Genomic DNA, 21824 nt, shown 5'->3' on the forward strand with positions numbered 1-21824 from the left:
TTCATACTTATTTTGTCCGCGCCGGGTTATCGGCTGTTTGCCCTTTCGTTATCTTAGCGTAAAAGAAACCATCGCCCTCATTCGGGGCCGGCAAACATTGTAAACCGGGCTGCTCGGCGTCACCCGTGCCGGCGAGTTCGGCATCGGCATTTTCCTGCAAAAAGCGCCGGATCTGTTCGCGATTTTCTTCCGGCAATACCGAACAGGTGGCATACAGCAGCGTCCCGCCGGGTTTAAGCCGCGGCCAAATGGCGGTCAGAATTTGCCGTTGCAGCGCGGCCAGTTCGGCAATATCGCTGTCGCGGCGCAGCCATTTGATATCGGGATGCCGGCGGATAACGCCGGTGGCGGAGCAGGGCGCATCCAGCAAAATACGGTCCCACGTTTGCCCCTCGCTCCACTGCGCCGGCAATCGTCCGTCACCGACGATGACATTAGCATGCTGTCCGAGACGCTGCAGGTTTTCTTTGATCCGGCCGGCCCTCTGGGTATCCACATCCACGGCAGTGACCCGGGCCAAGGGAGCCAGTTCCAATATATGGGTGGTTTTTCCTCCCGGCGCGGCGCATAAATCCAGAATATCTTCCCCCGCCTGCGGATCAAGCCACAGCGCGCAACCTTGCGCCGCCGCATCCTGTACCGTCACCCAGCCGCGGTCAAAGCCCGGCAGCCGACCGACATTACAGGGAGTTTCCAGCCTGACCGCCTCCGGCAGCGCCGGGTGGGGGTAGGCGATGATATCCTCCCCGGCCAGCAGCTGCAGGTATTCATCGCGGCTGTTGAACAGCCGGTTAACGCGCAGCCACATAGGGGGCCGCTGATTGTTGGCGTCCATAATGGCCGAGGCTTCTTCGGGGTAAGCGGCCTGCAGCCGTCTAGCCAGCCACGAGGGATGAAGAAAACGGCTCTCCTGGCGGTCGTCGGCGGCCATCAGTTCTTCCTGTCGCCGTTGGAATTGGCGCAATACGCCGTTCACCAGCCCCTTGAGCTGCGGGTGCTTCAACGCAACTGCGCCGTCGACGGTTTCCGCCAGCGCGGCATGAGGGGGAATTCGGGTGAAGAGTAATTGATATATGCCCACCATCAGCAGGTAATGCACCGTTCGCTGTTTGCCGGTGAGCGGTTTGGCCATCAGTTGCCTGATGTATCCTTCAAGCTGCGGCAGCGTGCGCAAAATACCAAAACATAGCTCCTGCAATAATGCGCGATCCTTGTCGGCCAGGGGCGTTTGCAGCGACGGCAACACCTGGCTGAGGGATAATCCTTGATCGAGCACCTGGGCGACAGCCTTCGCCGCCAATGCGCGGAGGTTATAATGTTTATTCATAATTGACCGGAGGATGGTGGAAACAGCCGGAACGTAACCACCCGGTTTTTCTTGCAAAAACCGGGCGATAACCCCCTGTAAAAATCAGACCAGAATTGTACCCGGAGTAAACCATTCACGGCGCGAATTAAGCAAATCCTGCGCCGACATGGGTTTTTTGCCCGCGGGTTGCAATAATAGGAGATTGAGCGCGCCCTGAGCCGTGGCCACCAGGATGCCGTTCTTGTCAGCACGGACGATGGTGCCGGGAATCGCATCGGGTGAAACGTCCGCGGCCGTATCCTCCACCGCCGACCGCCAGATTTTCACCGGCTGACCGGCGATCGTGATAAAGCTGACGGGCCAGGGGTTAAAGGCGCGCACGCAGCGTTCCAGGTCGGCCGCGGGCAATTGCCAATTCAGGCGTGCTTCTTCCTTCGTTAACTTTTCGGCGTAGGTCGCCCGGCTCTCGTCTTGTTTTTCCGGCGCCAAATGACCCGCGGCGCTGCGGTCAAGGGTCTCGAGCAGGGCGCCGGGGCCGAGAGCCGCCAATTTTTCATACAGGCTGGCGCTGGTGTCTTCCGGGGTGATGGGGCAGGAAAGTTTCAGCAGCATCGCGCCGGTATCAAGACCGGCATCCATTTGCATGATGGTGATACCCGTGGCGTCATCGCCGGCCCACAGGGCGCGTTGGATTGGCGCCGCGCCCCGCCAGCGCGGCAACAGTGAGCCATGGACGTTCAGGCATCCCAGACGCGGCATATCCAGCACTGCCTGAGGCAGAATCAAGCCATAGGCCACCACCACCATGATATCCGCTGCCAGCTCCGCCACCAGGCGCTGATTTTCCGGCGGGCGTAATGATTTTGGCTGGAAGACCGGCAGGTGATGCTGCTGCGCCAGCTCCTTGACCGGGCTGGCCGTAAGCCGGTTGCCCCGGCCGGCCGGGCGATCCGGCTGGGTAAACACCCCGACGACTTTATGTCTGGAACCGAGCAATGCGCTGAGATGGCGCGCGGCGAAATCGGGCGTACCGGCAAAAATGACACGTAGAGAATCGGACACGTTAATTCCTGTATGGCGACGATTATTTTTCGGCGCGGGCGTTGATCTTCGCCATCTTTTCCATTTTCTGACGTATGCGCTGACGCTTTAAGGGCGAAAGATAGTCGACAAACAATTTACCTACCAGATGGTCCATCTCATGCTGGATACAAATGGCCAACAGCCCGTCCGCTTCAAGCTCGAATGACTCTCCTTCCCGATTCAGCGCACGCACTGTCACTTTTTCGGCCCGGGGCACAAAACCCCGTTGATCGGGGATCGACAGGCACCCTTCCTCAATCCCGGTCTCGCCGCTTTTGCTCAGCAGCTCAGGGTTGATCAAGACATGACGCTGATCATGGGTCTCCGATACATCTATGACGATAATACGCTGATGTATATTGACCTGGGTTGCGGCCAGGCCAATTCCCTCTTCGACGTACATGGTTTCAAACATATCATCCACAATACGGCGAATAGCGTCATTAACTTCTTTTACCGGTTTCGCAACAATGCGAAGCCGCTCATCTGGATAATGTAATACCTGCAATACTGGCATATGAGTCTATATCTGCGTCCGATTATGAAAACTATTCCACCTCTTATTCTAGACATTTCCCGTCCTGATTGACAGCATCGGTGCATAAATGTCGCGTCACCGGCAATACGCACGGATGCAGAGGTCAGCATGACGTTAATGGAAATATGGATGCGCCTGGCGGCGGTAAAGGGCTTGAATGGCGCAAAGGCGTTTGAATGTCTGTCACAATTGCCACTCTCCGCTGACTTTGATCGGCAAGGGGCGCTTTTTGCCTACCTTACTCCTCGCCAGCGCCAGCGATTTCATCAGTATCCTTCCGCCAATATCGAAGCTGCGCTTCGCTGGCTGGAGCATCCCGGCCACCATTTTGTCAGCTTTTCCGATGAGGCTTATCCCCACCGGCTTCGAAATCTCGCCTGTCCGCCTCCCGCGCTGTTTGTCAAAGGAGATATTGGCTGCCTGAACTCAAAGCAGCTGGCCATGGTCGGCAGCCGTCGCTATACGGTATACGGGGAGCAGTGGGGATCCTGTTTTGCCGCGGCGCTGTCCCGGTGCGGTCTCACCATTACCAGCGGGCTGGCGCTGGGCATCGATGGCATCAGCCATCGTGCGGCATTGGACGCCAAGGGGCGTACCGTCGCGGTATTGGGCAGCGGGCTGCAGAACGTCTATCCGGCGCAGCACCATAAGCTCGCCGAGCGTATCGTTGGGGAGGGCGGCGCGCTGGTTTCGGAGTTTGTTTTGGACGCGGCGCCTCTGGCGAGCCATTTCCCCTATCGTAACCGCATCATCAGCGGGCTGAGCCTCGGGGTGCTGGTGGTGGAGGCCGCCGCCAGAAGCGGCTCGCTGGTTACCGCGCGATATGCCCTCGACCAGGGCAAGGATGTCTATGCCTTGCCCGGTCCGCTCGGCAATTCCGGTACCGAAGGAACCCATTGGCTGATTCAGCAGGGCGCTTATCTGATTACGCAGCCAAAAGAAATCCTGGATCAGCTCGGCAGCGGCCTGAATTGGCTGACTTTGGAGCAGGATAAAATTATTTATGCGGCAGAACGCGAAGTTGAATTGCCATTTGCCGATGTGTTGGCTAACGTAGGAGATGAGGTTACACCTGTTGACGTCGTCGCTGAACGTGCCGGCCAACCTGTGCCAGAGGTGGTGATTAAGCTGCTTGAGCTGGAGTTAGCAGGATGGATCGCAGTTGTACCCGGCGGCTATGTCCGTTTAAGGAGGGCAGGCCATGTTCGACGTACTAATGTACTTGTTTGAGACATATATCCACAATGAAGTCGAAATGCGTGTGGATCAAGATAAGTTGACCGATGATTTAACCCGTGCGGGTTTTCATCAGGATGACATTTATAACGCGCTGAACTGGTTGGAGAAACTGGCTGATTTACAGGATGGGCAAAGCAAAACCTTTACGATGAGTGCCGATCCGCTCGCTTTACGTATTTATACCGATGAAGAGAGCCAGTTCCTGGATACGGAATGTCGTGGATTCTTACTGTTTCTTGAACAGATTCAGGTGCTGAACCTTGAAACCCGTGAAATGGTTATCGATCGCGTCATGGCCCTGGATGCCGCTGAGTTTGATCTGGAAGATCTCAAATGGGTTATCCTGATGGTGCTTTTTAATATCCCAGGATATGAAAATGCATACCAGCAAATGGAAGATCTCGTATTTGAGGAAGATGAAAACCATCTGCATTAAAGAATGACAGACTTACTGATGATTGGAATTTATGGCAAAAGCCGCGCTTTTTACCGCCAGGCCCACTGAGCGCTGCCCTGATTGCGGGGCAGAGCTCGTCATCAGGTCCGGTCAGCATGGCCCGTTCCTCGGTTGCTCTCAATACCCCCGTTGCGCTTATATCAAACCGCTAAAACAGCATGCTGACGGACATATCGTCACCGTGCTGGAAGGGCAGACCTGTCCGGCCTGTCAGGGGACCCTGGTGTTGCGCCAGGGGCGCTACGGCATGTTTATCGGTTGTTCCAACTATCCCGTCTGCGATTATATCGCGGCGACGGACAAACCTGATGAGACCGCTTTTACCTGCCCGCAATGCCGGACGGGAAATCTGGTGCAGCGGACATCCCGTTTTGGTAAAACGTTTTACGCCTGCGATGCCTACCCCCGATGCCGGTTCGTGGTCAATTTTAAACCTGTCGCGGGGGAATGCGCTTATTGCCGCTTTCCGCTGTTAATAGAAAAAAATACCTCACGGGGCGCCATACTTTATTGTGCCGATAAACGCTGCGGCAAACCGGTTACAGTCAAAGAGAATGATGAAGAATAATCTGTCGGATCTGTCCGAATTGGTAAATAAACTGGGCCGGGACCAGGTGGTGGCATATCCCACCGAAGCCGTTTACGGCCTGGGCTGCGATCCTGACAGCGAAACGGCGGTGCGGGCATTGCTGGCGCTGAAGCTTCGTCCCTGGACCAAAGGATTGATACTGGTGGCCGCCGAGTACCGGCAGCTGCTGCCTTATATTGACGACAGCGCATTAACCCATCCGCAGATGGAACGGATTATGTCCAGCTGGCCGGGGCCGGTGACCTGGGTCATGCCCGCCAGGCCGGAAACGCCCCGCTACCTTACCGGGCAATTTTCGACCCTGGCGGTGCGCGTCAGCGCTTTTGAGCCGGTGCGGCAGCTCTGCCTGGCATTCGGAAAACCGCTGGTATCCACCAGCGCCAATCTGTCCGGCCGGGAGCCTGCCCGGACCGCGGCGGAGGTACGGCTGCAGTTTGGTAATGATTTTCCGCTGATGGACGGCAACGTCGAGGGGCGGCTAAACCCTTCGGAAATTCGAGATGCCTTGACTGGCACCCTTATCCGCCAAGGCTGAAAAGACGAGAAAAGATTATGGAAACCTACGCCGTATTCGGTAATCCGATAAAACACAGCAGATCGCCCCGTATCCATGCGCTGTTCGCCGAGCAAACCGGTATCCCCCATACCTATGGCCGGGTATTGGCTCCCCCGGATGATTTTGAACAGGTTTTACGGTCATTTTTTGCCGATGGTGGTGAAGGGGCCAATATCACCATGCCGTTCAAAGAACGGGCCTTCGGCCTTTGTGACCAGCTGACCGAGCGGGCGTCCCAGGCCGGGGCGGTGAATACCGTCAAAAAACAGTCTGACGGAACGTTATTGGGAGACAATACCGACGGCATCGGCCTGTTAACGGATTTGCGCCGTCTGGAACTGATTCGGCCGGAAAGCCGCATTCTGCTGGTGGGCGCCGGCGGCGCGGCGCGCGGCGTTATCTTGCCTTTGCTGTCTTACGGCTGTTCAATAATGCTTACCAACCGGACATTTGAACGGGCGCGTGAGCTGGTATCGTTTTATCAGCATGTGGGCACTATCAACGCACAGCCGTTAAACGAACTCGCCGAACCGGATTTTGATCTCGTCATTAACGCCACGACTTCCGGTGTCCATGGCGAGGTACCGGCCCTGGCGGGCTCGTTGATTAATTCGTCGATAAACTGCTATGACATGTTTTATCAGAAAGGACTGACGCCTTTCCTGCAGTGGTGTGTCAATAGAGGCAGCGAGCATTACGCTGACGGCCTCGGTATGCTGGTAGGCCAGGCCGCCTATTCGTTTTTGTTATGGCATGGCGTCCTGCCCCAAATCAAGCCGGTATTAGATTTATTACGCCAGGAGCAATCGACTTAACTCCCTTGGGCAAGATACTCGTCTTTCCAGCGTACATAGTTATCAGATGAATAGAGTAGTCTGCCGATTTCTTTTGGCGTCAGCGCCCTGGATCTTCTGGCCGGGCTACCCACATAAAGATAACCGCTTTCCAGACGCTTCCCTGGCGCTACCAGGCTGCCGGCGCCGATCATGACGTCCTCTTCAATCACCGCGCCGTCGAGTATAATGGATCCCATGCCCACCAAGACCCGGTTGCCGATGGTGCAGCCATGCAACATGGCTTTATGGCCTATTGTAACATCATCGCCAATGATCAACGGGTTGCCGGCCGGATTGTAATCGGATTTATGGGTCACATGCAGTACGCTGCCGTCCTGGATATTGGTTCTTGCCCCGATGATGACTTTGTTGACGTCGCCACGAATGGCCACCAACGGCCAAATGCCGACGTCATCCGCCAGCCTGACGTCCCCGATCACGACGCTGGAAGGATCGATCATGACCCGTTGACCCAGTTCCGGCACCATACCCTGGTATGGGCGCAGCGATCCTGAAGGTTGTAACATGACGATTACCTCAAGCAAATAAATTTAACTGACTTTATCGCCGAGATGGCCGCCATGACAACAACCGATGTGGCCAAATTCGCTTTTTTTATCGAGTCGGGTCAGGCTAGGATCTGAACGCGGCAGGGGTCCTCGATCTTCAAACCCGGGACGATCTCGGCACCGGATCGTTTAAGATCAATACGGCGGGGTTGAAAAATAAGCAATCAGCTGGAAAAGATCAAAAAACGCTTGTGCAATATAATCGGATCCCTATAATGCGCCTCCATCGACCGGGACTGTGAGCAGCTTCACAAGGACCGAAAACGAGTCAGAAGCAAGCCTGACGGGCTTGACACTGATAGGGGAAAGCGTAATATACGCCACCTCGCGCCAGACTGAATCATAGCGGCGCACGCTCTTTAACAATTTATCAGACAATCTGTGTGGGCACTCACAAGACCGTATCGAAACACAACAATACAAGTCTTGAAGAGTGACAAACAGTTAATTCAAAAGATTAACCAGATGAAATCTTTGAGCATCAAGCTTTTAATTGAAGAGTTTGATCATGGCTCAGATTGAACGCTGGCGGCAGGCCTAACACATGCAAGTCGAGCGGCAGCGGGAAGTAGCTTGCTACTTTGCCGGCGAGCGGCGGACGGGTGAGTAATGTCTGGGGATCTGCCCGATGGAGGGGGATAACTACTGGAAACGGTAGCTAATACCGCATAATGTCGCAAGACCAAAGTGGGGGACCTTAGGGCCTCACACCATCGGATGAACCCAGATGGGATTAGCTAGTAGGTGGGGTAACGGCTCACCTAGGCGACGATCCCTAGCTGGTCTGAGAGGATGACCAGCCACACTGGAACTGAGACACGGTCCAGACTCCTACGGGAGGCAGCAGTGGGGAATATTGCACAATGGGCGCAAGCCTGATGCAGCCATGCCGCGTGTGTGAAGAAGGCCTTCGGGTTGTAAAGCACTTTCAGCGGGGAGGAAGGGGTTGGGTTTAATAGATTCAATCATTGACGTTACCCGCAGAAGAAGCACCGGCTAACTCCGTGCCAGCAGCCGCGGTAATACGGAGGGTGCGAGCGTTAATCGGAATTACTGGGCGTAAAGCGTACGCAGGCGGTTTGTTAAGTCAGATGTGAAATCCCCGAGCTTAACTCGGGAACTGCATTTGAAACTGGCAGGCTAGAGTCTCGTAGAGGGGGGTAGAATTCCAGGTGTAGCGGTGAAATGCGTAGAGATCTGGAGGAATACCGGTGGCGAAGGCGGCCCCCTGGACGAAGACTGACGCTCAGGTACGAAAGCGTGGGGAGCAAACAGGATTAGATACCCTGGTAGTCCACGCTGTAAACGATGTCGATTTGAAGGTTGTGGCCTTGAGCCGTGGCTTTCGGAGCTAACGCGTTAAATCGACCGCCTGGGGAGTACGGCCGCAAGGTTAAAACTCAAATGAATTGACGGGGGCCCGCACAAGCGGTGGAGCATGTGGTTTAATTCGATGCAACGCGAAGAACCTTACCTACTCTTGACATCCAGAGAAGACTTCAGAGATGGAGTTGTGCCTTCGGGAACTCTGAGACAGGTGCTGCATGGCTGTCGTCAGCTCGTGTTGTGAAATGTTGGGTTAAGTCCCGCAACGAGCGCAACCCTTATCCTTTGTTGCCAGCACGTAATGGTGGGAACTCAAAGGAGACTGCCGGTGACAAACCGGAGGAAGGTGGGGATGACGTCAAGTCATCATGGCCCTTACGAGTAGGGCTACACACGTGCTACAATGGCGCATACAAAGAGAAGCGAACTCGCGAGAGTAAGCGGACCTCACAAAGTGCGTCGTAGTCCGGATTGGAGTCTGCAACTCGACTCCATGAAGTCGGAATCGCTAGTAATCGTGGATCAGAATGCCACGGTGAATACGTTCCCGGGCCTTGTACACACCGCCCGTCACACCATGGGAGTGGGTTGCAAAAGAAGTAGGTAGCTTAACCTTCGGGAGGGCGCTTACCACTTTGTGATTCATGACTGGGGTGAAGTCGTAACAAGGTAACCGTAGGGGAACCTGCGGTTGGATCACCTCCTTACCGAAAGATGCGCGTCAAGTGACGTGTCCACACAGATTGTCTGATAACAGTATTGAGCAAGAAAAACCTTCTATAGGCTTGTAGCTCAGGTGGTTAGAGCGCACCCCTGATAAGGGTGAGGTCGGTGGTTCGAGTCCACTCAGGCCTACCATTCCTTCCCATGCTGCGTTGCGGCGCCACTCGTTTATTATTATAAACTTCGTGACCCCACGCCTTGCCTGGAAACGAATGGGCTATCGTGTTGTTTCTCTCCCAAAAGAATATTGCTACTGGCGTTGATAACCAATGCAAGTTTGCGGTGCCGGGAAAAAGACGACAGGATGATAAAAGGTTAGAAACGACTTGGGGCTATAGCTCAGCTGGGAGAGCACCTGCTTTGCACGCAGGGGGTCAGCGGTTCGATCCCGCTTAGCTCCACCATTTCGCGCCGCGAAATGAGAGATTGTCTGGTTTTTCTTTAATTATTTCAGAGCACACTGATATGGCGACGCCTGCGGGTGGACGCGCGTTAAGTATGCTGCGAAATACTGCTCTTTAACAATCCGGAACAAGCTGAAAATTTGAAAAAACATGCTGAGCAAAATCAGTATGCGAGTCTCTCAAAGCAAGCAAACCTAGAATGCTGTTATGTCGATAACAGCCTCTGTCCAACGCTGGCGATGTCCGTAACAGGCCGCGCCGAAGCAAGACTGAGCGAACGAATGCAGGGCAAGGCGCCCGGCACGGAGAAACCGGAGTGGACTGTATGTCCATGAGGATTTCGAGTACCGGAGCAACGCGGCCATGTATTTGTGCAGCCGGTCGGACAGAACAAACACTTTAGGGTTGTGAGGTTAAGTGACTAAGCGTACACGGTGGATGCCTAGGCAGTCAGAGGCGATGAAGGACGTGCTAATCTGCGAAAAGCGTCGGTAAGCTGATATGAAGCGTTATTAGCCGGCGATGTCCGAATGGGGAAACCCAGTGCAATTCGTTGCACTATCATTGCGTGAATCCATAGCGCAATGAGGCGAACCGGGGGAACTGAAACATCTCAGTACCCCGAGGAAAAGAAATCAACCGAGATTCCCCCAGTAGCGGCGAGCGAACGGGGAACAGCCCAGAACCACCATCAGCTTTTGCATCAGGAGAACGGTCTGGAAAGTCCGGCGACAGAGGGTGATAGCCCCGTATCCGAAGGTGCAGGAGTTGTGGGTTCGATGAGTAGGGCGGGACACGTGATATCCTGTCTGAAGATGGGGGGACCATCCTCCAAGGCTAAATACTCCTGACTGACCGATAGTGAACCAGTACCGTGAGGGAAAGGCGAAAAGAACCCCGGCGAGGGGAGTGAAACAGAACCTGAAACCGTGTACGTACAAGCAGTGGGAGCCTTGAGAAATTGGGGTGACTGCGTACCTTTTGTATAATGGGTCAGCGACTTATATTCTGTAGCAAGGTTAACCGAATAGGGGAGCCGTAGGGAAACCGAGTCTTAACTGGGCGTGTAGTTGCAGGGTATAGACCCGAAACCCGGTGATCTAGCCATGGGCAGGTTGAAGGTTGGGTAACACTAACTGGAGGACCGAACCGACTAATGTTGAAAAATTAGCGGATGACTTGTGGCTGGGGGTGAAAGGCCAATCAAACCGGGAGATAGCTGGTTCTCCCCGAAAGCTATTTAGGTAGCGCCTCGTGAATTCATCTTCGGGGGTAGAGCACTGTTTCGGCTAGGGGTCCACCCCGGATTACCAACCCGATGCAAACTGCGAATACCGAAGAATGTTATCACGGGAGACACACGGCGGGTGCTAACGTCCGTCGTGAAGAGGGAAACAACCCAGACCGCCGGCTAAGGTCCCAAAGTCATGGTTAAGTGGGAAACGATGTGGGAAGGCATAGACAGCCAGGATGTTGGCTTAGAAGCAGCCATCATTTAAAGAAAGCGTAATAGCTCACTGGTCGAGTCGGCCTGCGCGGAAGATGTAACGGGGCTAAACCATGCACCGAAGCCGCGGCAGCGATACCTTCGGGTATTGTTGGGTAGGGGAGCGTTCTGTAAGCCTGAGAAGGTGGCCTGTGAGGGTTGCTGGAGGTATCAGAAGTGCGAATGCTGACATAAGTAACGATAAAGCGGGTGAAAAGCCCGCTCGCCGGAAGACCAAGGGTTCCTGTTCAACGTTAATCGGAGCAGGGTGAGTCGACCCCTAAGGCGAGGCCGAAAGGCGTAGTCGATGGGAAACAGGTTAATATTCCTGTACTGGGTGTGACTGCGAAGGGGGGACGGAGAAAGCTAGACCGGCCGGGCGACGGTTGTCCCGGTTCAAGCGTGCAGGTGGAGAGGACAGGAAAATCCGTTCTCTTGTAACACTGAGGCGTGATGACGAGCCACTACGGTGGTGAAGGGGTTGATGCTACGCTTCCAGGAAAAGCCTCTAAGCACCAGGTCACATCGAATCGTACCCCAAACCGACACAGGTGGTCAGGTAGAGAATACCGAGGCGCTTGAGAGAACTCGGGTGAAGGAACTAGGCAAAATGGTGCCGTAACTTCGGGAGAAGGCACGCTGGCATTAGGTGGAGGAACTTGCTTCCCGAGCTGAAGCCAGTCGCAGATACCAGCTGGCTGCAACTGTTTATTAAAAACACAGCACTGTGCAAACACGAAAGTGGACGTATACGGTGTGACGCCTGCCCGGTGCCGGAAGGTTAATTGATGGGGTTATCCGCAAGGAGAAGCTCTTGATCGAAGCCCCGGTAAACGGCGGCCGTAACTATAACGGTCCTAAGGTAGCGAAATTCCTTGTCGGGTAAGTTCCGACCTGCACGAATGGCGTAATGATGGCCAGGCTGTCTCCACCCGAGACTCAGTGAAATTGAACTCGCTGTGAAGATGCAGTGTACCCGCGGCAAGACGGAAAGACCCCGTGAACCTTTACTATAGCTTGACACTGAACATTGAGCCTTGATGTGTAGGATAGGTGGGAGGCTTAGAAGTAGGGACGCCAGTCCTTATGGAGCCAACCTTGAAATACCACCCTTTAATGTTTGATGTTCTAACTCCGGCCCGTAATCCGGGTCGAGGACAGTGTCTGGTGGGTAGTTTGACTGGGGCGGTCTCCTCCTAAAGAGTAACGGAGGAGCACGAAGGTTAGCTAATCACGGTCGGACATCGTGAGGTTAGTGCAAAGGCATAAGCTAGCTTGACTGCGAGAGTGACGGCTCGAGCAGGTGCGAAAGCAGGTCTTAGTGATCCGGTGGTTCTGAATGGAAGGGCCATCGCTCAACGGATAAAAGGTACTCCGGGGATAACAGGCTGATACCGCCCAAGAGTTCATATCGACGGCGGTGTTTGGCACCTCGATGTCGGCTCATCACATCCTGGGGCTGAAGTAGGTCCCAAGGGTATGGCTGTTCGCCATTTAAAGTGGTACGCGAGCTGGGTTTAGAACGTCGTGAGACAGTTCGGTCCCTATCTGCCGTGGGCGTTGGAAGATTGAGAGGGGCTGCTCCTAGTACGAGAGGACCGGAGTGGACGCACCACTGGTGTTCGGGTTGTCATGCCAATGGCATTGCCCGGTAGCTACGTGCGGAAGAGATAACCGCTGAAAGCATCTAAGCGGGAAACTTGCCTCGAGATGAGTCTTCCCTGTGGCTTTAAGCCACCTGAAGGGACGTTAAAGACGATGACGTTGATAGGTCGGGTGTGTAAGCGCAGCGATGCGTTGAGCTAACCGATACTAATGACCCGTGAGACTTAACCTTACAACACCTAAGGTGTTTGAGCTGTGAGAGCGTTGTCCGCAAGGGCGATGAGAGAATTTTCAGCGACTGTTCCGGATAAAGGCCAATGGTCATCAGTAAAAGATGACGGTTGGATAGCGAATTTGCCTGGCGGCACTAGCGCGGTGGTCCCACCTGATCCCATGCCGAACTCAGTAGTGAAACGCCGTAGCGCCGATGGTAGTGTGGGGTCTCCCCATGCGAGAGTAGGGAACTGCCAGGCATCCATTAAGGCCGATACCTCGAGTGTAACGAGAGGTGTGGTCAATAAAAGCTTAGAGCGCTGATATGGCTCAGTTGGTAGAGCGCACCCTTGGTAAGGGTGAGGTCCCCAGTTCGACTCTGGGTATCAGCACCAGTTAATATGGCGGAGTTCGGCAAATAAAGAATTTGCCTGGCGGCACTAGCGCGGTGGTCCCACCTGACCCCATGCCGAACTCAGCAGTGAAACGCCGTAGCGCCGATGGTAGTGTGGGGTCTCCCCATGCGAGAGTAGGGAACTGCCAGGCATCCAATTGAACGAAGCCCTCTGTGAAAACAGAGGGCTTTTTCATATGCGTCAAACTGGCGGTTCGCTACTCGGTCAGTTCGTATAAAAGGCAGAGTAGGGCAACCGGCAAAGCCGGTTGAACGAAGCCGAAGGCGACGGCCAGTTAAAAATAGTCTACGAATAATTATCATTTCGTCGATTTATGAAAGTCCTCTTTGCCATTCCTGCTTATCATGGCGATAAAAATCAGGAGGCACCTGCCATGACATGTTCAATACTATCCTGTAATAGCGGGAAATCATCCGATGTTTTATCTCATTTATCCGACACACAATGCCAAGGCGTTGGGACAGCGGTGAAGTCAGCGGGAAATCGGAATTTAACATTTACCGGCAATTCTGGTTTATCATCGAACTCATTTCCCGGCAAAAATGGCCTGGTCCAAAGCCCTGCGCTTCTCGAGATGGGGGGCAAAATCCCTATTTTTAGCATTGCCGCCCCAAGCGATGGAGTCGACTCAGCGGATGGGCAATCGGCAACATCAAAGTGTAACCCAGCAAATGCGCCAGTAAATATTGTCAAAACCGAGCCGGCAACGAAAAATGCCAATAAACCCGCCAATGCCAAAATAAAGATCATTACAGAAAAAATAAAGAAAGCCACCCCATTGATCTTAATGGTATTGTCCACGGTTATACTCACGGGAATAGCGGTGGCGGGAACGTTCAGTTTATCTTTTCCGCCGTTGATAATAGCGAGTATCGTTGTGTATGTTTTGTACGTTTTGTGGCGCGCTTGTAACGCCGACAAAAAAGATTGGGCAGCTATAATGATAGGTTCCTGGGCATCTAATAAAGCAAAGCCGGTGCAAAACGCTGCTGCAGGCTTTATTGCGGGGGTATCTGCTAAATTTAATGGCGCTAACTTGAAAGCCACATGGCTTGCAATGAAGTTAAGTTTTTATAAAAGCCGAGAAAAAGGTACCGAAACCGGCATGGCCTGCGCTAATGGGGTGGGAGTAAGCGTTGCCAAGGTACAAAAGCTGGCAAAGCAACAGGATTGTAAGGTCTCAGAGGCAAGTTATGCAGGAGCTATGGCCGGCTCGAACGCTGGAATTGATATTAATGGGACAATCGAAGGCAGTTCGAAAATAGGTGAAATGGCCGGAAGCGGTGCATTCCACGGCGCTATGGTTGGCAGGGAAGTGGATATGCTAGCTGAAAAGGGGGCGGACTTAGCCACGGCGGGTATACATGCCTACTGGCGCTTTTGGCTGCCGGATATCTTCCCGGCCCAGCCAGATGGAGAACGTTCCGCAGCGGGTGATAACAGGCTGTTCCGCAGCGCCGACCTAAGCAAACATGACGAAAGCTACGTGACGGGGTTGGTCAATGCCTATTGGCGGTTTTGGCTCCAGGATGCCGTCGCCCCGGCCTACAGTCAGAGAAGCGCTTTTACGATGGGTAACGATGCGGCATTTATCGAAAAAGATAAGTTGGCAGAAAAATCTCCCTCGATTGTCCATGTCGATAGCCGATTAGGCAAAACAAAGCCTGATGCGCAACGGACTAATCCGAAAAGGGATAGAACGACAAATGGCGAAGTCAGTGCGGGCCTTGGCGAGTGGTTTGGCGCCTATACCGGCGGCATGGCCGGCGGCTTATATGCTGGGTTGGATCACCGCTCAGGTGGCCGCTTTAAACATGCCGCTTCGGCTATCGGCCAGCAGGTAAGCGCGGTGCGAAATTTCATGGGCACCAGCACTGTTGCGTCAACGCGAAACAGGCCGGCTTTCCCCGAAATTGATTAAGGGTTTTTGACAGACAGTAAAGAATGTCTGGCATGATGTCACGCGCCGGCATGATTTTCCGTAAGCCGCTGACCGCTGGCAGTGTCAAACAGGTGAAGGCTCTGCGCCTTCACCTCCAGCCACAAGGGCTGGCCCGGCGGGTTATTTAATCGGCCGGCGAACTGAACATGCAGCGGAAATCCGCCCCAGTCCACGTGGAGCAAGCTGGTTTCGCCGGTGATTTCCTGTAGCCGAAGCGTGGCGGGCGGCTGTGAAGAGGCGGCTACCTGCATGAAATCATGGGGACGGATACCCAGCGTCACCGGCGAACTTCCCTGCTGGCGTGCGGCGGCATGCCATTTTGCCGGCAAAGGAAACCACAGTTCGCCGCATTTCACGCCTGGCACGCCATCGCGAATTTCCGTCAGGCCGTTCAGCAGGTTCATGGGCGGAGAGCCGATAAAACGCGCGACAAAGGTATTCACCGGCCGGTCGTAAATCTCCAGCGGTTGCCCCTGCTGGACAATACTGCCCTCCTTCATCACGACGATTTGGTCCGCCAGGGTCATGGCCTCGACCTGATCGTGAGTGACATACACCGTGGTGGTTTTCAACTGCTGATGCAGGGATTTGATTTCAGCCCGTAACTCCATGCGCAGTTGGGCATCAAGGTTGGACAGCGGCTCGTCAAACAAGAATACCCGGGGATTACGCACCATAGCCCGCCCCATGGCGACCCGCTGGCGCTGGCCGCCGGACAAGGCCTTGGGCAAGCGCCGCAACAACGGTTCGATACCCAGCATGCGGGCCACCTGCTGTACTTTACCGTGCTGCTCCTCGCGGGGTACTTTCTTAACCTGCATATGAAACGCCAGATTCTCCGCCACGGTAAGATGGGGGTAGAGGGCATAGCTTTGGAACACCATGGCGATATCCCGATCGGCGGGATCGAGATTATTTATTTGCTGGCTATCAATAAAAATATCACCGTCGGACACCGTGTCCAGCCCGGCCAGTAGACGCAGCAAAGTCGATTTACCACAGCCGGAGGGGCCCACCAGAACCGTAAAGCTGCCGTCAGGGATTTTCAGATCCAGCGGATGCAGCACGGCATGTTTGCCATAACGTTTGGCGACTTTGACTAATTCTACGCTCGCCATGGACTACTCCTTCCCGGCAAAAGATTGAAGTGAGGCGCGGTCAGGATACTGGCGCGGCGAACTGCTGATGGCCCGTCCGGCGACCCTGGTGCCCCAATAGAGCGCCTGCCGGCGGTTAAAACCATACAACAGCGCGCTCAGGAAACCGGCGTTAAAGCTGTCGCCGGCGCCAATGGTATCCACCACCTGTACCGGTTCCGCGCCGCAGGAAAAAATTTCAAGGCCGTCGCAGACCATCGCCCCCTGGCTACCGTATTTGATGACGCAGGCGCCCCCTGGCGCCAGCCGCCGTGCCAGGGAGTGACCCGCCGCCGCCAGGTCGCCGCTGTCCGCCAGCCCCAGGGTCTCCACTTCATTCAACAGCAGATAATCGCAGCGGCTGAGCCAGCCCTGGATCCGTTGGCGCAGTTCGCTGTTCCAGCCCGAAGGGGGCCAGCCGGTATCCACCGCCACCTTAAAGCCGCGCCGCTGTAATGTCGCCAGTAGCTCGGAATATTCGTCGAAGAGGCGCAGGCAGAGAAAGGTGCCGCACAGCAATACCATATCTCCCGGCGCCGCCTGCGGCGGTAATTGCCGCAGGACATCCTGTTGCGACAGCCGCACGATGTGCCCTTGGTTGCTGAAAAACGTACGTTCGTTATCGGGATGGGTGATGCCCACCGTCAGCGAGGTTTCACAGTCGTAGCGCGGCCAAAAGGGCGCGCTGTCGGCAAAATAGTCCGCCAGCCAACGGGCGAAATGATCGTTGCCCTGATTGGCCACCGCGCGGTGCCTGGTGCCCAAAGCCGCCAGGGCGAGCACGCAGTTGCCCGCCGACCCGCCGGGACGCAATGCGCTGTGCTCGAGCATTGCCTCGGTGCCGCGGGCGGGCCATTCAAGCAACGTACCCATAATCAGGTCGATATTGATATTGCCCACTACATATAAAGTGGCCTCGGGTGCGGATGTAGTCATAGTCTATTGATATCGTCCTGTGATTAACCTTTGCTGCCGCCGCTGGTTAAACCGCTTACCAGGAATTTTTGCAGCCAAATGGCGATAAACAGCGGCGGAACCGACGCCAGAATGCCGACGGCGGCCACCAAACCGTCGTCGGTGGCCCGGCCGGCGGTAAAACCGGCGATAGTGACCGGCAGTGTTTGTGCCTGGATGTTATTGGTAAACAGCAGTGCGTAAAAAAACTCATCCCAGGCCAGCAGCCAGCCGAATACCGCCGAGGCGGCCAGCGACGGTTTCGCCAGCGGCAGGGTGATCCGCAGCAGTACCTGCCAGAAGCGCAGACCGTCCAGTCGGGCCGCCTGTTCAATATCCAGTGGCAGGGCATCGAACTGGTTTTTCAGCATCCAGGTCAGAAACGGCAGTATCAGCGAGCAATACACCAGAATGAGTCCCAGGTGGGTATTCAGCAGCGACAGCTGCTGCAGCACAAAATAGAGCGGCAGCACAAAGGCAACCGGCGGCACCATATAAATGGCCAGACTGCCCATCAGCCAGCCGTCGCGGCCCGGATAGCGGGAGAAGCTGAACGCCGCCGGAATGGCCAGCGCCAATGAAATCAGCGTGGCGCCGGTTGCGGTGATAATGCTATTGGCCAGAGCGTGCAAAAACAGGTCTCCCGGCTGGCCCGGCTCAAGGGACAACAGCCGGCCGTAGCGGCTGAAGTCCCATTGGCGCGGTATCCACTCCAGGGGAATCCGGGCGAGATCCGCCGATGAGCTGACGCTCATCAAAAACAGCCACAGCAAGGGGGCAAGAATGGACATCGCCAGCACCAGCGCCGCTCCATAGCGGAGCATTGTCCTGATATAACGTTTCATTGCTCAATTCCCCGTCGGCGCTGTCGCGCGATCATCAGCATGTAAATGGCGATCAGGATCCCGCACAGTAAGGTCATCAATATGGCGTAGGCGGCGCCGCTGCCGGCGCGCAAATAGCTGAAAGACTCCTGATAGACAAAAAAGCTCAGGGTCTTGGTGCTGTCCACCGGACCGCCGCGGGTCATCACGTAAATAATGTCGAAAATCTTGAACGCGTCAATGGTGCGCAATATCAGGGCTACGCCCAGCGGGCCGAGAATGGCCGGGAAAGTAATGGCGCGAAAGCGCCGCCAGGCGGATGCGCCGTCAATGCGCGCCGCCTCGAATAAGTCGTCCGGAATAGATTGCAACGCCGCCAGTGTCAGTAGCGTCACCAAAGGATAATTTTTCCAAATATCGGCCAGCATCACCGCATTCATGGCCGAGTCGGGAGAGCCCAGCCAGCTGCGGTAGCTCCCGATCAGTCCGAGCTGGGTCAGCAAGGCGTTGATGCTGCCGTAATCCGGGTTGAAATTGAGCCGCCACATCATGGCGTTGACAATGGTGGGCAGCGCCCAGGGTAATATCACCAAGACCCTCAACAGGCTACGGCCGTGGAATTGTTGATTCAGCAGCAATGCCACCAATACCCCTATCACCCCTTCGAGCGCTACCGAGACGACGGTGAAATAGAGCGTACGCGCCAGGGCGGCGAGGAAATCGGGATCGGTCAAGGCATAGAGATAATTGTCGAAGCCCACCGGCTGCGGCGCCGCCCCGCCCCCAATCAGCGCGGCATCGGTAAAACTCAGCCAGATGGTGCGGGCCAGCGGCCAGGCGGTCAGTAAAAACATCATCACCAGCATGGGTGCCAACAGCACCCATGCCTGACGACGCTCACGTTGCGGCAAACTGAGCATGAAGCAATCCTTAGTGCAAACGATCCGCAGCCTTGGTCGCCGCCTGCATGCCGGCCTCCGGCGTCACCTGGTTTTGCAATACCTGCTGCAGGTTCTGCTGCAGTATATTGGAGAGCTGTGAATATTGATCGGTGGCCGGGCGCGACAACATCACATTCAGGGATTGTTTCGCCGCGGCGATTAACGGCTCCTGCCCTTGCTGTACCGCCGGGTCGTCATAGGACGATTTCCATACCGGAAGGCTCAGCTTGGCATATTTGTCCTGCACCGGCTGTGAGACCATGTAGGTAATATACTGCCAGGCCTGTTCAGGATGCTGGCTGGCCTTGGCGATACCCAGCCCCATGGAGCCGTTGACGCCGGAAACGTCCCCCGCCTTGCCGCCCGGCGCCGGGACAATGCCCACATCCCCGGCCACTTTGCTTTGTTTGGGATCATTGGCCATGTTGTACATATAGGTCCAATTCAGCGCAAAAGCCGCATCGCCATTGGAGAAGGATTTACGGACGTCCTCTTCCAGATATTCCCGCGAGTTGGGGTTGGTCAGGCCTTTGTCCAGCGTTTCTTTCATATAGGTGACGGCTTTCAGGGCGCCGGGATTGGTAAAATTGAATTTCCCCTGCTGGGTAAATTCGCCGCCGAATGCCTGGACCAGGGTGGTGTAATCGCAAATCAGCGCTTCCGCCTGTGACCAGCTCCAGACCAGGGGGTATTTAACGATGCCCTTTTGTTTCAGGATTTCCGACTGCTGTTCCACCTGCTCCCAGGTTTGCGGCGGGGTAGTGATGCCGGCCTTGGTGAGCATGGCCTTGTTGTAGTAAAGATATTTGGTGTCCAGAATCCACGGCAGGCCCCAAATTTTGTCTTTATAGGTGACGGTGCTCATGGCGCCGGAGAAGATCTTTTTGCTGTCATCGCCGTTAATGCGCGGGGTCACATCCTGCAGCAGGCCGAATTTATAAAATTCCGCCGGCCATATGGCGTCAAACAGCACCACATCGTAGCCATTGCCTCCGGCGCCTCTGGCGGCAACGATCTTGTCGTGCAACGCTTCGTACGGCACGAACTCCAGATTGACGTCAATATCGGGATGCTGCTTGGTGAAATCGGCGGTCATGGCGCGAATGTCATTTTCGCTGTAGGCGGCCTGGGTCATAAACAACGCGCTGATTTGGGTTTTGGCCAGGGCTTGCGCCGAGAGTCCCAGCGAGAGGACTGATAGCGCACAAAGGGTCAGGGCGGGGCACATTCTCTTTATATTCATAACGTCTCTCCGGAAACAGCCAATGTTGGGGTGGGGATTAAATCAATTTGATTGTTTTAATAGGCGAAAGCAACAAGGACCTCTTTGTCCTGTGATGCCTGTCGCCGATACCCTTCATCTTTCGAGCTGCAACTCGAAATCTAATGGGTATAGCTAAGCAAATGGCGTGCCGGGAAAGGCCGTCTGGAATAATTAAATCAATTTGATTGCTATAAAGCATATGCACATACTGGCGCTACGGGTGATGAGCGGTAGGGAGCAAATGAGAAATTCAGGAACCAATCTGGAACACGCCAGGGCCCATAACCGCCGGGTAGTGATCGAAGCCATCCGGCTGCAGGGAGAACTGACCAGGGCGGAATTGGCGCGTCTTACGGCGCTGACTCCGCAAACGGTGTCCAACATTGTCCTGGAATTACAGCAGGCGGGGATTCTGTCATCTCATCTGCCGCGGCATGTGGGGGGACGAGGACAACCGGCGGTTCCCATCACATTAAACCCCGATAGCGCCTACTCCATCGGTATCCATCTCGATCATCAAACCCTGCTGGTAGTGCTGGTGGATCTTACCGGCAACGTCCGTTTCAGACGCCTTTGTTTGGTGCGAAAGCCCCAACCGGGTGCAACCTTGGTCTTGATTAAACAAATACTGGCGGAAATGAAAGAGCAAGAGGTGATCGATTGGCGCAAATTGCTGGGCATCGGCGTGGTTATGCCGGGGCCTTTCGGAGTGGAAGGTATTTCGTCCCAGGGGCCGACAACGCTGCACGGCTGGGAAAATATTGATGTTGCGGCAGAGCTGTCGGCGGCCACCGGCCTGCCGGTCACGCTGGAAAATGATGCTACCGTGGCGGCCATCGGCGAGCGTTTCCACGGCGTGGCCAAGCAGCTGGATTCCTTTATTTATCTTTATATTGGAACCGGCTTGGGGGCCGGCATTTTTACCGACGGCCACATCTACACCGGCCATGCCCATAACGCCGGCGAGGTAGGCCATATGGTGGTACAGCCGGACGGCCGGCCTTGCGCCTGCGGTAATCATGGCTGCCTGGAGTGCTATCTTTCGCTGCAGTCGGCCTATGAAGCCTGCGGGCTCGATCCGATGACCGCCATGCCGGAGGATCTGCTGCAGGTGGACGTGGCCTGTTTCGATCGCTGGGTTGAATCCGCCTTGCCGGCCACCCGCCAGGGTATCAATATTATCGAGTGTATTTTTGATGCCGAAACGGTGATCATCGGCGGCCAGATGCCTCAGCCGCTGGTGGAAAAGATTGTCCGGCGGCTGCATCCGCTATTGCGCTCGGTGCGCAGTAAATACCGTGACGAACAGCGGGTGCGCATCGGTATGACCGGCACCGATACCGCAGCGCTGGGGGCCGCGGCCCTGCCGATATTCGATGAATTCAATCCGCAATACGAAGTGCTGCTGAAATAA

At 55.2% G+C, this 21824-nt stretch carries 16 protein-coding genes, 3 tRNA genes and 4 rRNA genes; 14 read left to right on the forward strand and 9 right to left on the reverse strand.

The annotated features are described in order from the left end of the window. Positions 1-7 precede the first annotated feature (7 nt). The 3 genes from rsmB to def all read right to left on the reverse strand — a co-directional run bounded on the left by rsmB (position 8) and on the right by def (position 2909). Positions 8-1327 carry a 16S rRNA (cytosine(967)-C(5))-methyltransferase RsmB gene (gene rsmB / locus ACL2XO_RS04025; RefSeq protein WP_413742214.1) on the reverse strand — a complete coding sequence of 440 codons (1320 nt, stop codon included), beginning with the start codon at positions 1325-1327 and terminating at the stop codon, positions 8-10. 84 nt (positions 1328-1411) lie between these two features. Further along, positions 1412-2371 carry a methionyl-tRNA formyltransferase gene (gene fmt / locus ACL2XO_RS04030; RefSeq protein WP_132923632.1) on the reverse strand — a complete coding sequence of 320 codons (960 nt, stop codon included), beginning with the start codon at positions 2369-2371 and terminating at the stop codon, positions 1412-1414. Positions 2372-2393: 22 nt separating this feature from the next. Next, positions 2394-2909, reverse strand: coding sequence for a peptide deformylase (gene def / locus ACL2XO_RS04035; RefSeq protein WP_132923631.1), 516 nt, complete (start codon positions 2907-2909; stop codon positions 2394-2396). Positions 2910-3038: 129 nt separating this feature from the next. Between def and dprA the strand changes: the two genes are divergently transcribed. The 5 genes from dprA to aroE are packed head-to-tail and all read left to right on the forward strand — an operon-like array spanning position 3039 to position 6586. After that, positions 3039-4160, forward strand: a complete 1122-nt coding sequence (gene dprA, locus ACL2XO_RS04040) for a DNA-protecting protein DprA (protein WP_203522938.1) — start codon at positions 3039-3041, stop codon at positions 4158-4160. Beyond that, positions 4132-4605 (forward strand): DUF494 family protein, encoded by a 474-nt coding sequence (locus tag ACL2XO_RS04045; protein WP_132923629.1) that lies wholly within the window; start codon positions 4132-4134, stop codon positions 4603-4605. The genes dprA and ACL2XO_RS04045 overlap by 29 nt, the downstream gene beginning before the upstream one ends. Before the next feature lie 31 nt (positions 4606-4636). Beyond that, positions 4637-5194, forward strand: coding sequence for a type I DNA topoisomerase (locus ACL2XO_RS04050; RefSeq protein WP_132923628.1), 558 nt, complete (start codon positions 4637-4639; stop codon positions 5192-5194). Further along, a complete protein-coding gene (locus ACL2XO_RS04055) occupies positions 5181-5750 on the forward strand; it encodes a Sua5/YciO/YrdC/YwlC family protein (protein ID WP_203522937.1) in 570 nt (189 codons plus the stop codon). Before ACL2XO_RS04050 ends, ACL2XO_RS04055 begins: the two co-directional genes overlap by 14 nt. Before the next feature lie 17 nt (positions 5751-5767). Continuing rightward, positions 5768-6586 (forward strand): shikimate dehydrogenase, encoded by an 819-nt coding sequence (aroE, locus tag ACL2XO_RS04060; protein WP_413742215.1) that lies wholly within the window; start codon positions 5768-5770, stop codon positions 6584-6586. On the opposite strand, the gene ACL2XO_RS04065 is transcribed toward aroE, so the two are convergent. Then, positions 6583-7134 (reverse strand): gamma carbonic anhydrase family protein, encoded by a 552-nt coding sequence (locus ACL2XO_RS04065; protein WP_413726468.1) that lies wholly within the window; start codon positions 7132-7134, stop codon positions 6583-6585. The genes aroE and ACL2XO_RS04065 overlap by 4 nt on opposite strands. 532 nt (positions 7135-7666) lie before the next feature. Here ACL2XO_RS04065 and ACL2XO_RS04070 point away from each other — a divergent pair. The 8 genes from ACL2XO_RS04070 (at position 7667) to ACL2XO_RS04105 (ending at position 15270) form a co-directional block, all read left to right on the forward strand. Then, positions 7667-9209: ribosomal RNA gene (locus ACL2XO_RS04070) — 16S ribosomal RNA — on the forward strand. 74 nt (positions 9210-9283) lie between these two features. Beyond that, a tRNA-Ile gene (locus tag ACL2XO_RS04075) sits at positions 9284-9360 on the forward strand. Between the two features lie 193 nt (positions 9361-9553). Then, a tRNA-Ala gene (locus ACL2XO_RS04080) sits at positions 9554-9629 on the forward strand. A gap of 411 nt (positions 9630-10040) precedes the next feature. Then, positions 10041-12952 (forward strand): 23S ribosomal RNA (locus ACL2XO_RS04085). 125 nt (positions 12953-13077) lie between these two features. Continuing rightward, a 5S ribosomal RNA gene (gene rrf, locus ACL2XO_RS04090) occupies positions 13078-13193 on the forward strand. A gap of 59 nt (positions 13194-13252) precedes the next feature. Next, positions 13253-13328, forward strand: a tRNA-Thr gene (locus ACL2XO_RS04095). 35 nt (positions 13329-13363) lie between these two features. Continuing rightward, positions 13364-13479 (forward strand): 5S ribosomal RNA (gene rrf, locus ACL2XO_RS04100). Together the 16S, 23S and 5S rRNA genes with 3 tRNA genes alongside form the textbook arrangement of a ribosomal RNA operon. 183 nt (positions 13480-13662) lie before the next feature. Continuing rightward, positions 13663-15270 carry a hypothetical protein gene (locus ACL2XO_RS04105; protein WP_413742216.1) on the forward strand — a complete coding sequence of 536 codons (1608 nt, stop codon included), beginning with the start codon at positions 13663-13665 and terminating at the stop codon, positions 15268-15270. 38 nt (positions 15271-15308) lie between these two features. Here ACL2XO_RS04105 and ACL2XO_RS04110 read toward each other — a convergent pair whose 3' ends face one another. The 5 genes from ACL2XO_RS04110 to ACL2XO_RS04130 are packed head-to-tail and all read right to left on the reverse strand — an operon-like array spanning position 15309 to position 20389. Then, the gene (locus ACL2XO_RS04110; protein ID WP_413742217.1) at positions 15309-16409 is read right to left on the reverse strand and encodes an ABC transporter ATP-binding protein; all 1101 of its coding nucleotides are present in this window, start codon (positions 16407-16409) and stop codon (positions 15309-15311) included. A gap of 3 nt (positions 16410-16412) precedes the next feature. After that, positions 16413-17363 (reverse strand): carbohydrate kinase family protein, encoded by a 951-nt coding sequence (locus ACL2XO_RS04115; protein ID WP_413742218.1) that lies wholly within the window; start codon positions 17361-17363, stop codon positions 16413-16415. 23 nt (positions 17364-17386) lie between these two features. Next, complete coding sequence (locus ACL2XO_RS04120) at positions 17387-18226, reverse strand: carbohydrate ABC transporter permease (protein ID WP_132923621.1); 840 nt, start codon at positions 18224-18226, stop codon at positions 17387-17389. After that, a complete protein-coding gene (locus ACL2XO_RS04125; RefSeq protein ID WP_413726472.1) occupies positions 18223-19125 on the reverse strand; it encodes a carbohydrate ABC transporter permease in 903 nt (300 codons plus the stop codon). The genes ACL2XO_RS04120 and ACL2XO_RS04125 overlap by 4 nt, the downstream gene beginning before the upstream one ends. A gap of 10 nt (positions 19126-19135) precedes the next feature. Further along, positions 19136-20389, reverse strand: a complete 1254-nt coding sequence (locus ACL2XO_RS04130) for an extracellular solute-binding protein (protein ID WP_413726473.1) — start codon at positions 20387-20389, stop codon at positions 19136-19138. Positions 20390-20651: 262 nt separating this feature from the next. On the opposite strand from ACL2XO_RS04130, the gene ACL2XO_RS04135 reads away from it, so the two are divergent. After that, on the forward strand, positions 20652-21824 hold the full coding sequence (locus ACL2XO_RS04135; RefSeq protein WP_132923618.1) for an ROK family transcriptional regulator: 1173 nt from the start codon (positions 20652-20654) through the stop codon (positions 21822-21824).

The sequence above is a fragment of the Sodalis sp. RH15 genome, from assembly GCF_047324255.1.
GTDB lineage: Bacteria > Pseudomonadota > Gammaproteobacteria > Enterobacterales > Enterobacteriaceae > Acerihabitans > Acerihabitans ligni.

What these genes read in the sequence shown, in the direction of transcription:
- ACL2XO_RS04115 (WP_413742218.1), bottom strand. Translation starts at nt 17,363, where the DNA reads ATGACTACATCCGCACCCGAGGCCACTTTATATGTAGTGGGCAATATC.
- ACL2XO_RS04055 (WP_203522937.1), top strand. Translation starts at nt 5,181, where the DNA reads ATGATGAAGAATAATCTGTCGGATCTGTCCGAATTGGTAAATAAACTG.
- ACL2XO_RS04065 (WP_413726468.1), bottom strand. Translation starts at nt 7,134, where the DNA reads ATGTTACAACCTTCAGGATCGCTGCGCCCATACCAGGGTATGGTGCCG.
- dprA (WP_203522938.1), top strand. Translation starts at nt 3,039, where the DNA reads ATGACGTTAATGGAAATATGGATGCGCCTGGCGGCGGTAAAGGGCTTG.
- ACL2XO_RS04120 (WP_132923621.1), bottom strand. Translation starts at nt 18,226, where the DNA reads ATGAAACGTTATATCAGGACAATGCTCCGCTATGGAGCGGCGCTGGTG.
- ACL2XO_RS04105 (WP_413742216.1), top strand. Translation starts at nt 13,663, where the DNA reads ATGAAAGTCCTCTTTGCCATTCCTGCTTATCATGGCGATAAAAATCAG.
- rsmB (WP_413742214.1), bottom strand. Translation starts at nt 1,327, where the DNA reads ATGAATAAACATTATAACCTCCGCGCATTGGCGGCGAAGGCTGTCGCC.
- ACL2XO_RS04045 (WP_132923629.1), top strand. Translation starts at nt 4,132, where the DNA reads ATGTTCGACGTACTAATGTACTTGTTTGAGACATATATCCACAATGAA.
- ACL2XO_RS04130 (WP_413726473.1), bottom strand. Translation starts at nt 20,389, where the DNA reads ATGAATATAAAGAGAATGTGCCCCGCCCTGACCCTTTGTGCGCTATCA.
- ACL2XO_RS04050 (WP_132923628.1), top strand. Translation starts at nt 4,637, where the DNA reads ATGGCAAAAGCCGCGCTTTTTACCGCCAGGCCCACTGAGCGCTGCCCT.
- aroE (WP_413742215.1), top strand. Translation starts at nt 5,768, where the DNA reads ATGGAAACCTACGCCGTATTCGGTAATCCGATAAAACACAGCAGATCG.
- ACL2XO_RS04125 (WP_413726472.1), bottom strand. Translation starts at nt 19,125, where the DNA reads ATGCTCAGTTTGCCGCAACGTGAGCGTCGTCAGGCATGGGTGCTGTTG.
- ACL2XO_RS04110 (WP_413742217.1), bottom strand. Translation starts at nt 16,409, where the DNA reads ATGGCGAGCGTAGAATTAGTCAAAGTCGCCAAACGTTATGGCAAACAT.
- def (WP_132923631.1), bottom strand. Translation starts at nt 2,909, where the DNA reads ATGCCAGTATTGCAGGTATTACATTATCCAGATGAGCGGCTTCGCATT.
- ACL2XO_RS04135 (WP_132923618.1), top strand. Translation starts at nt 20,652, where the DNA reads ATGAGAAATTCAGGAACCAATCTGGAACACGCCAGGGCCCATAACCGC.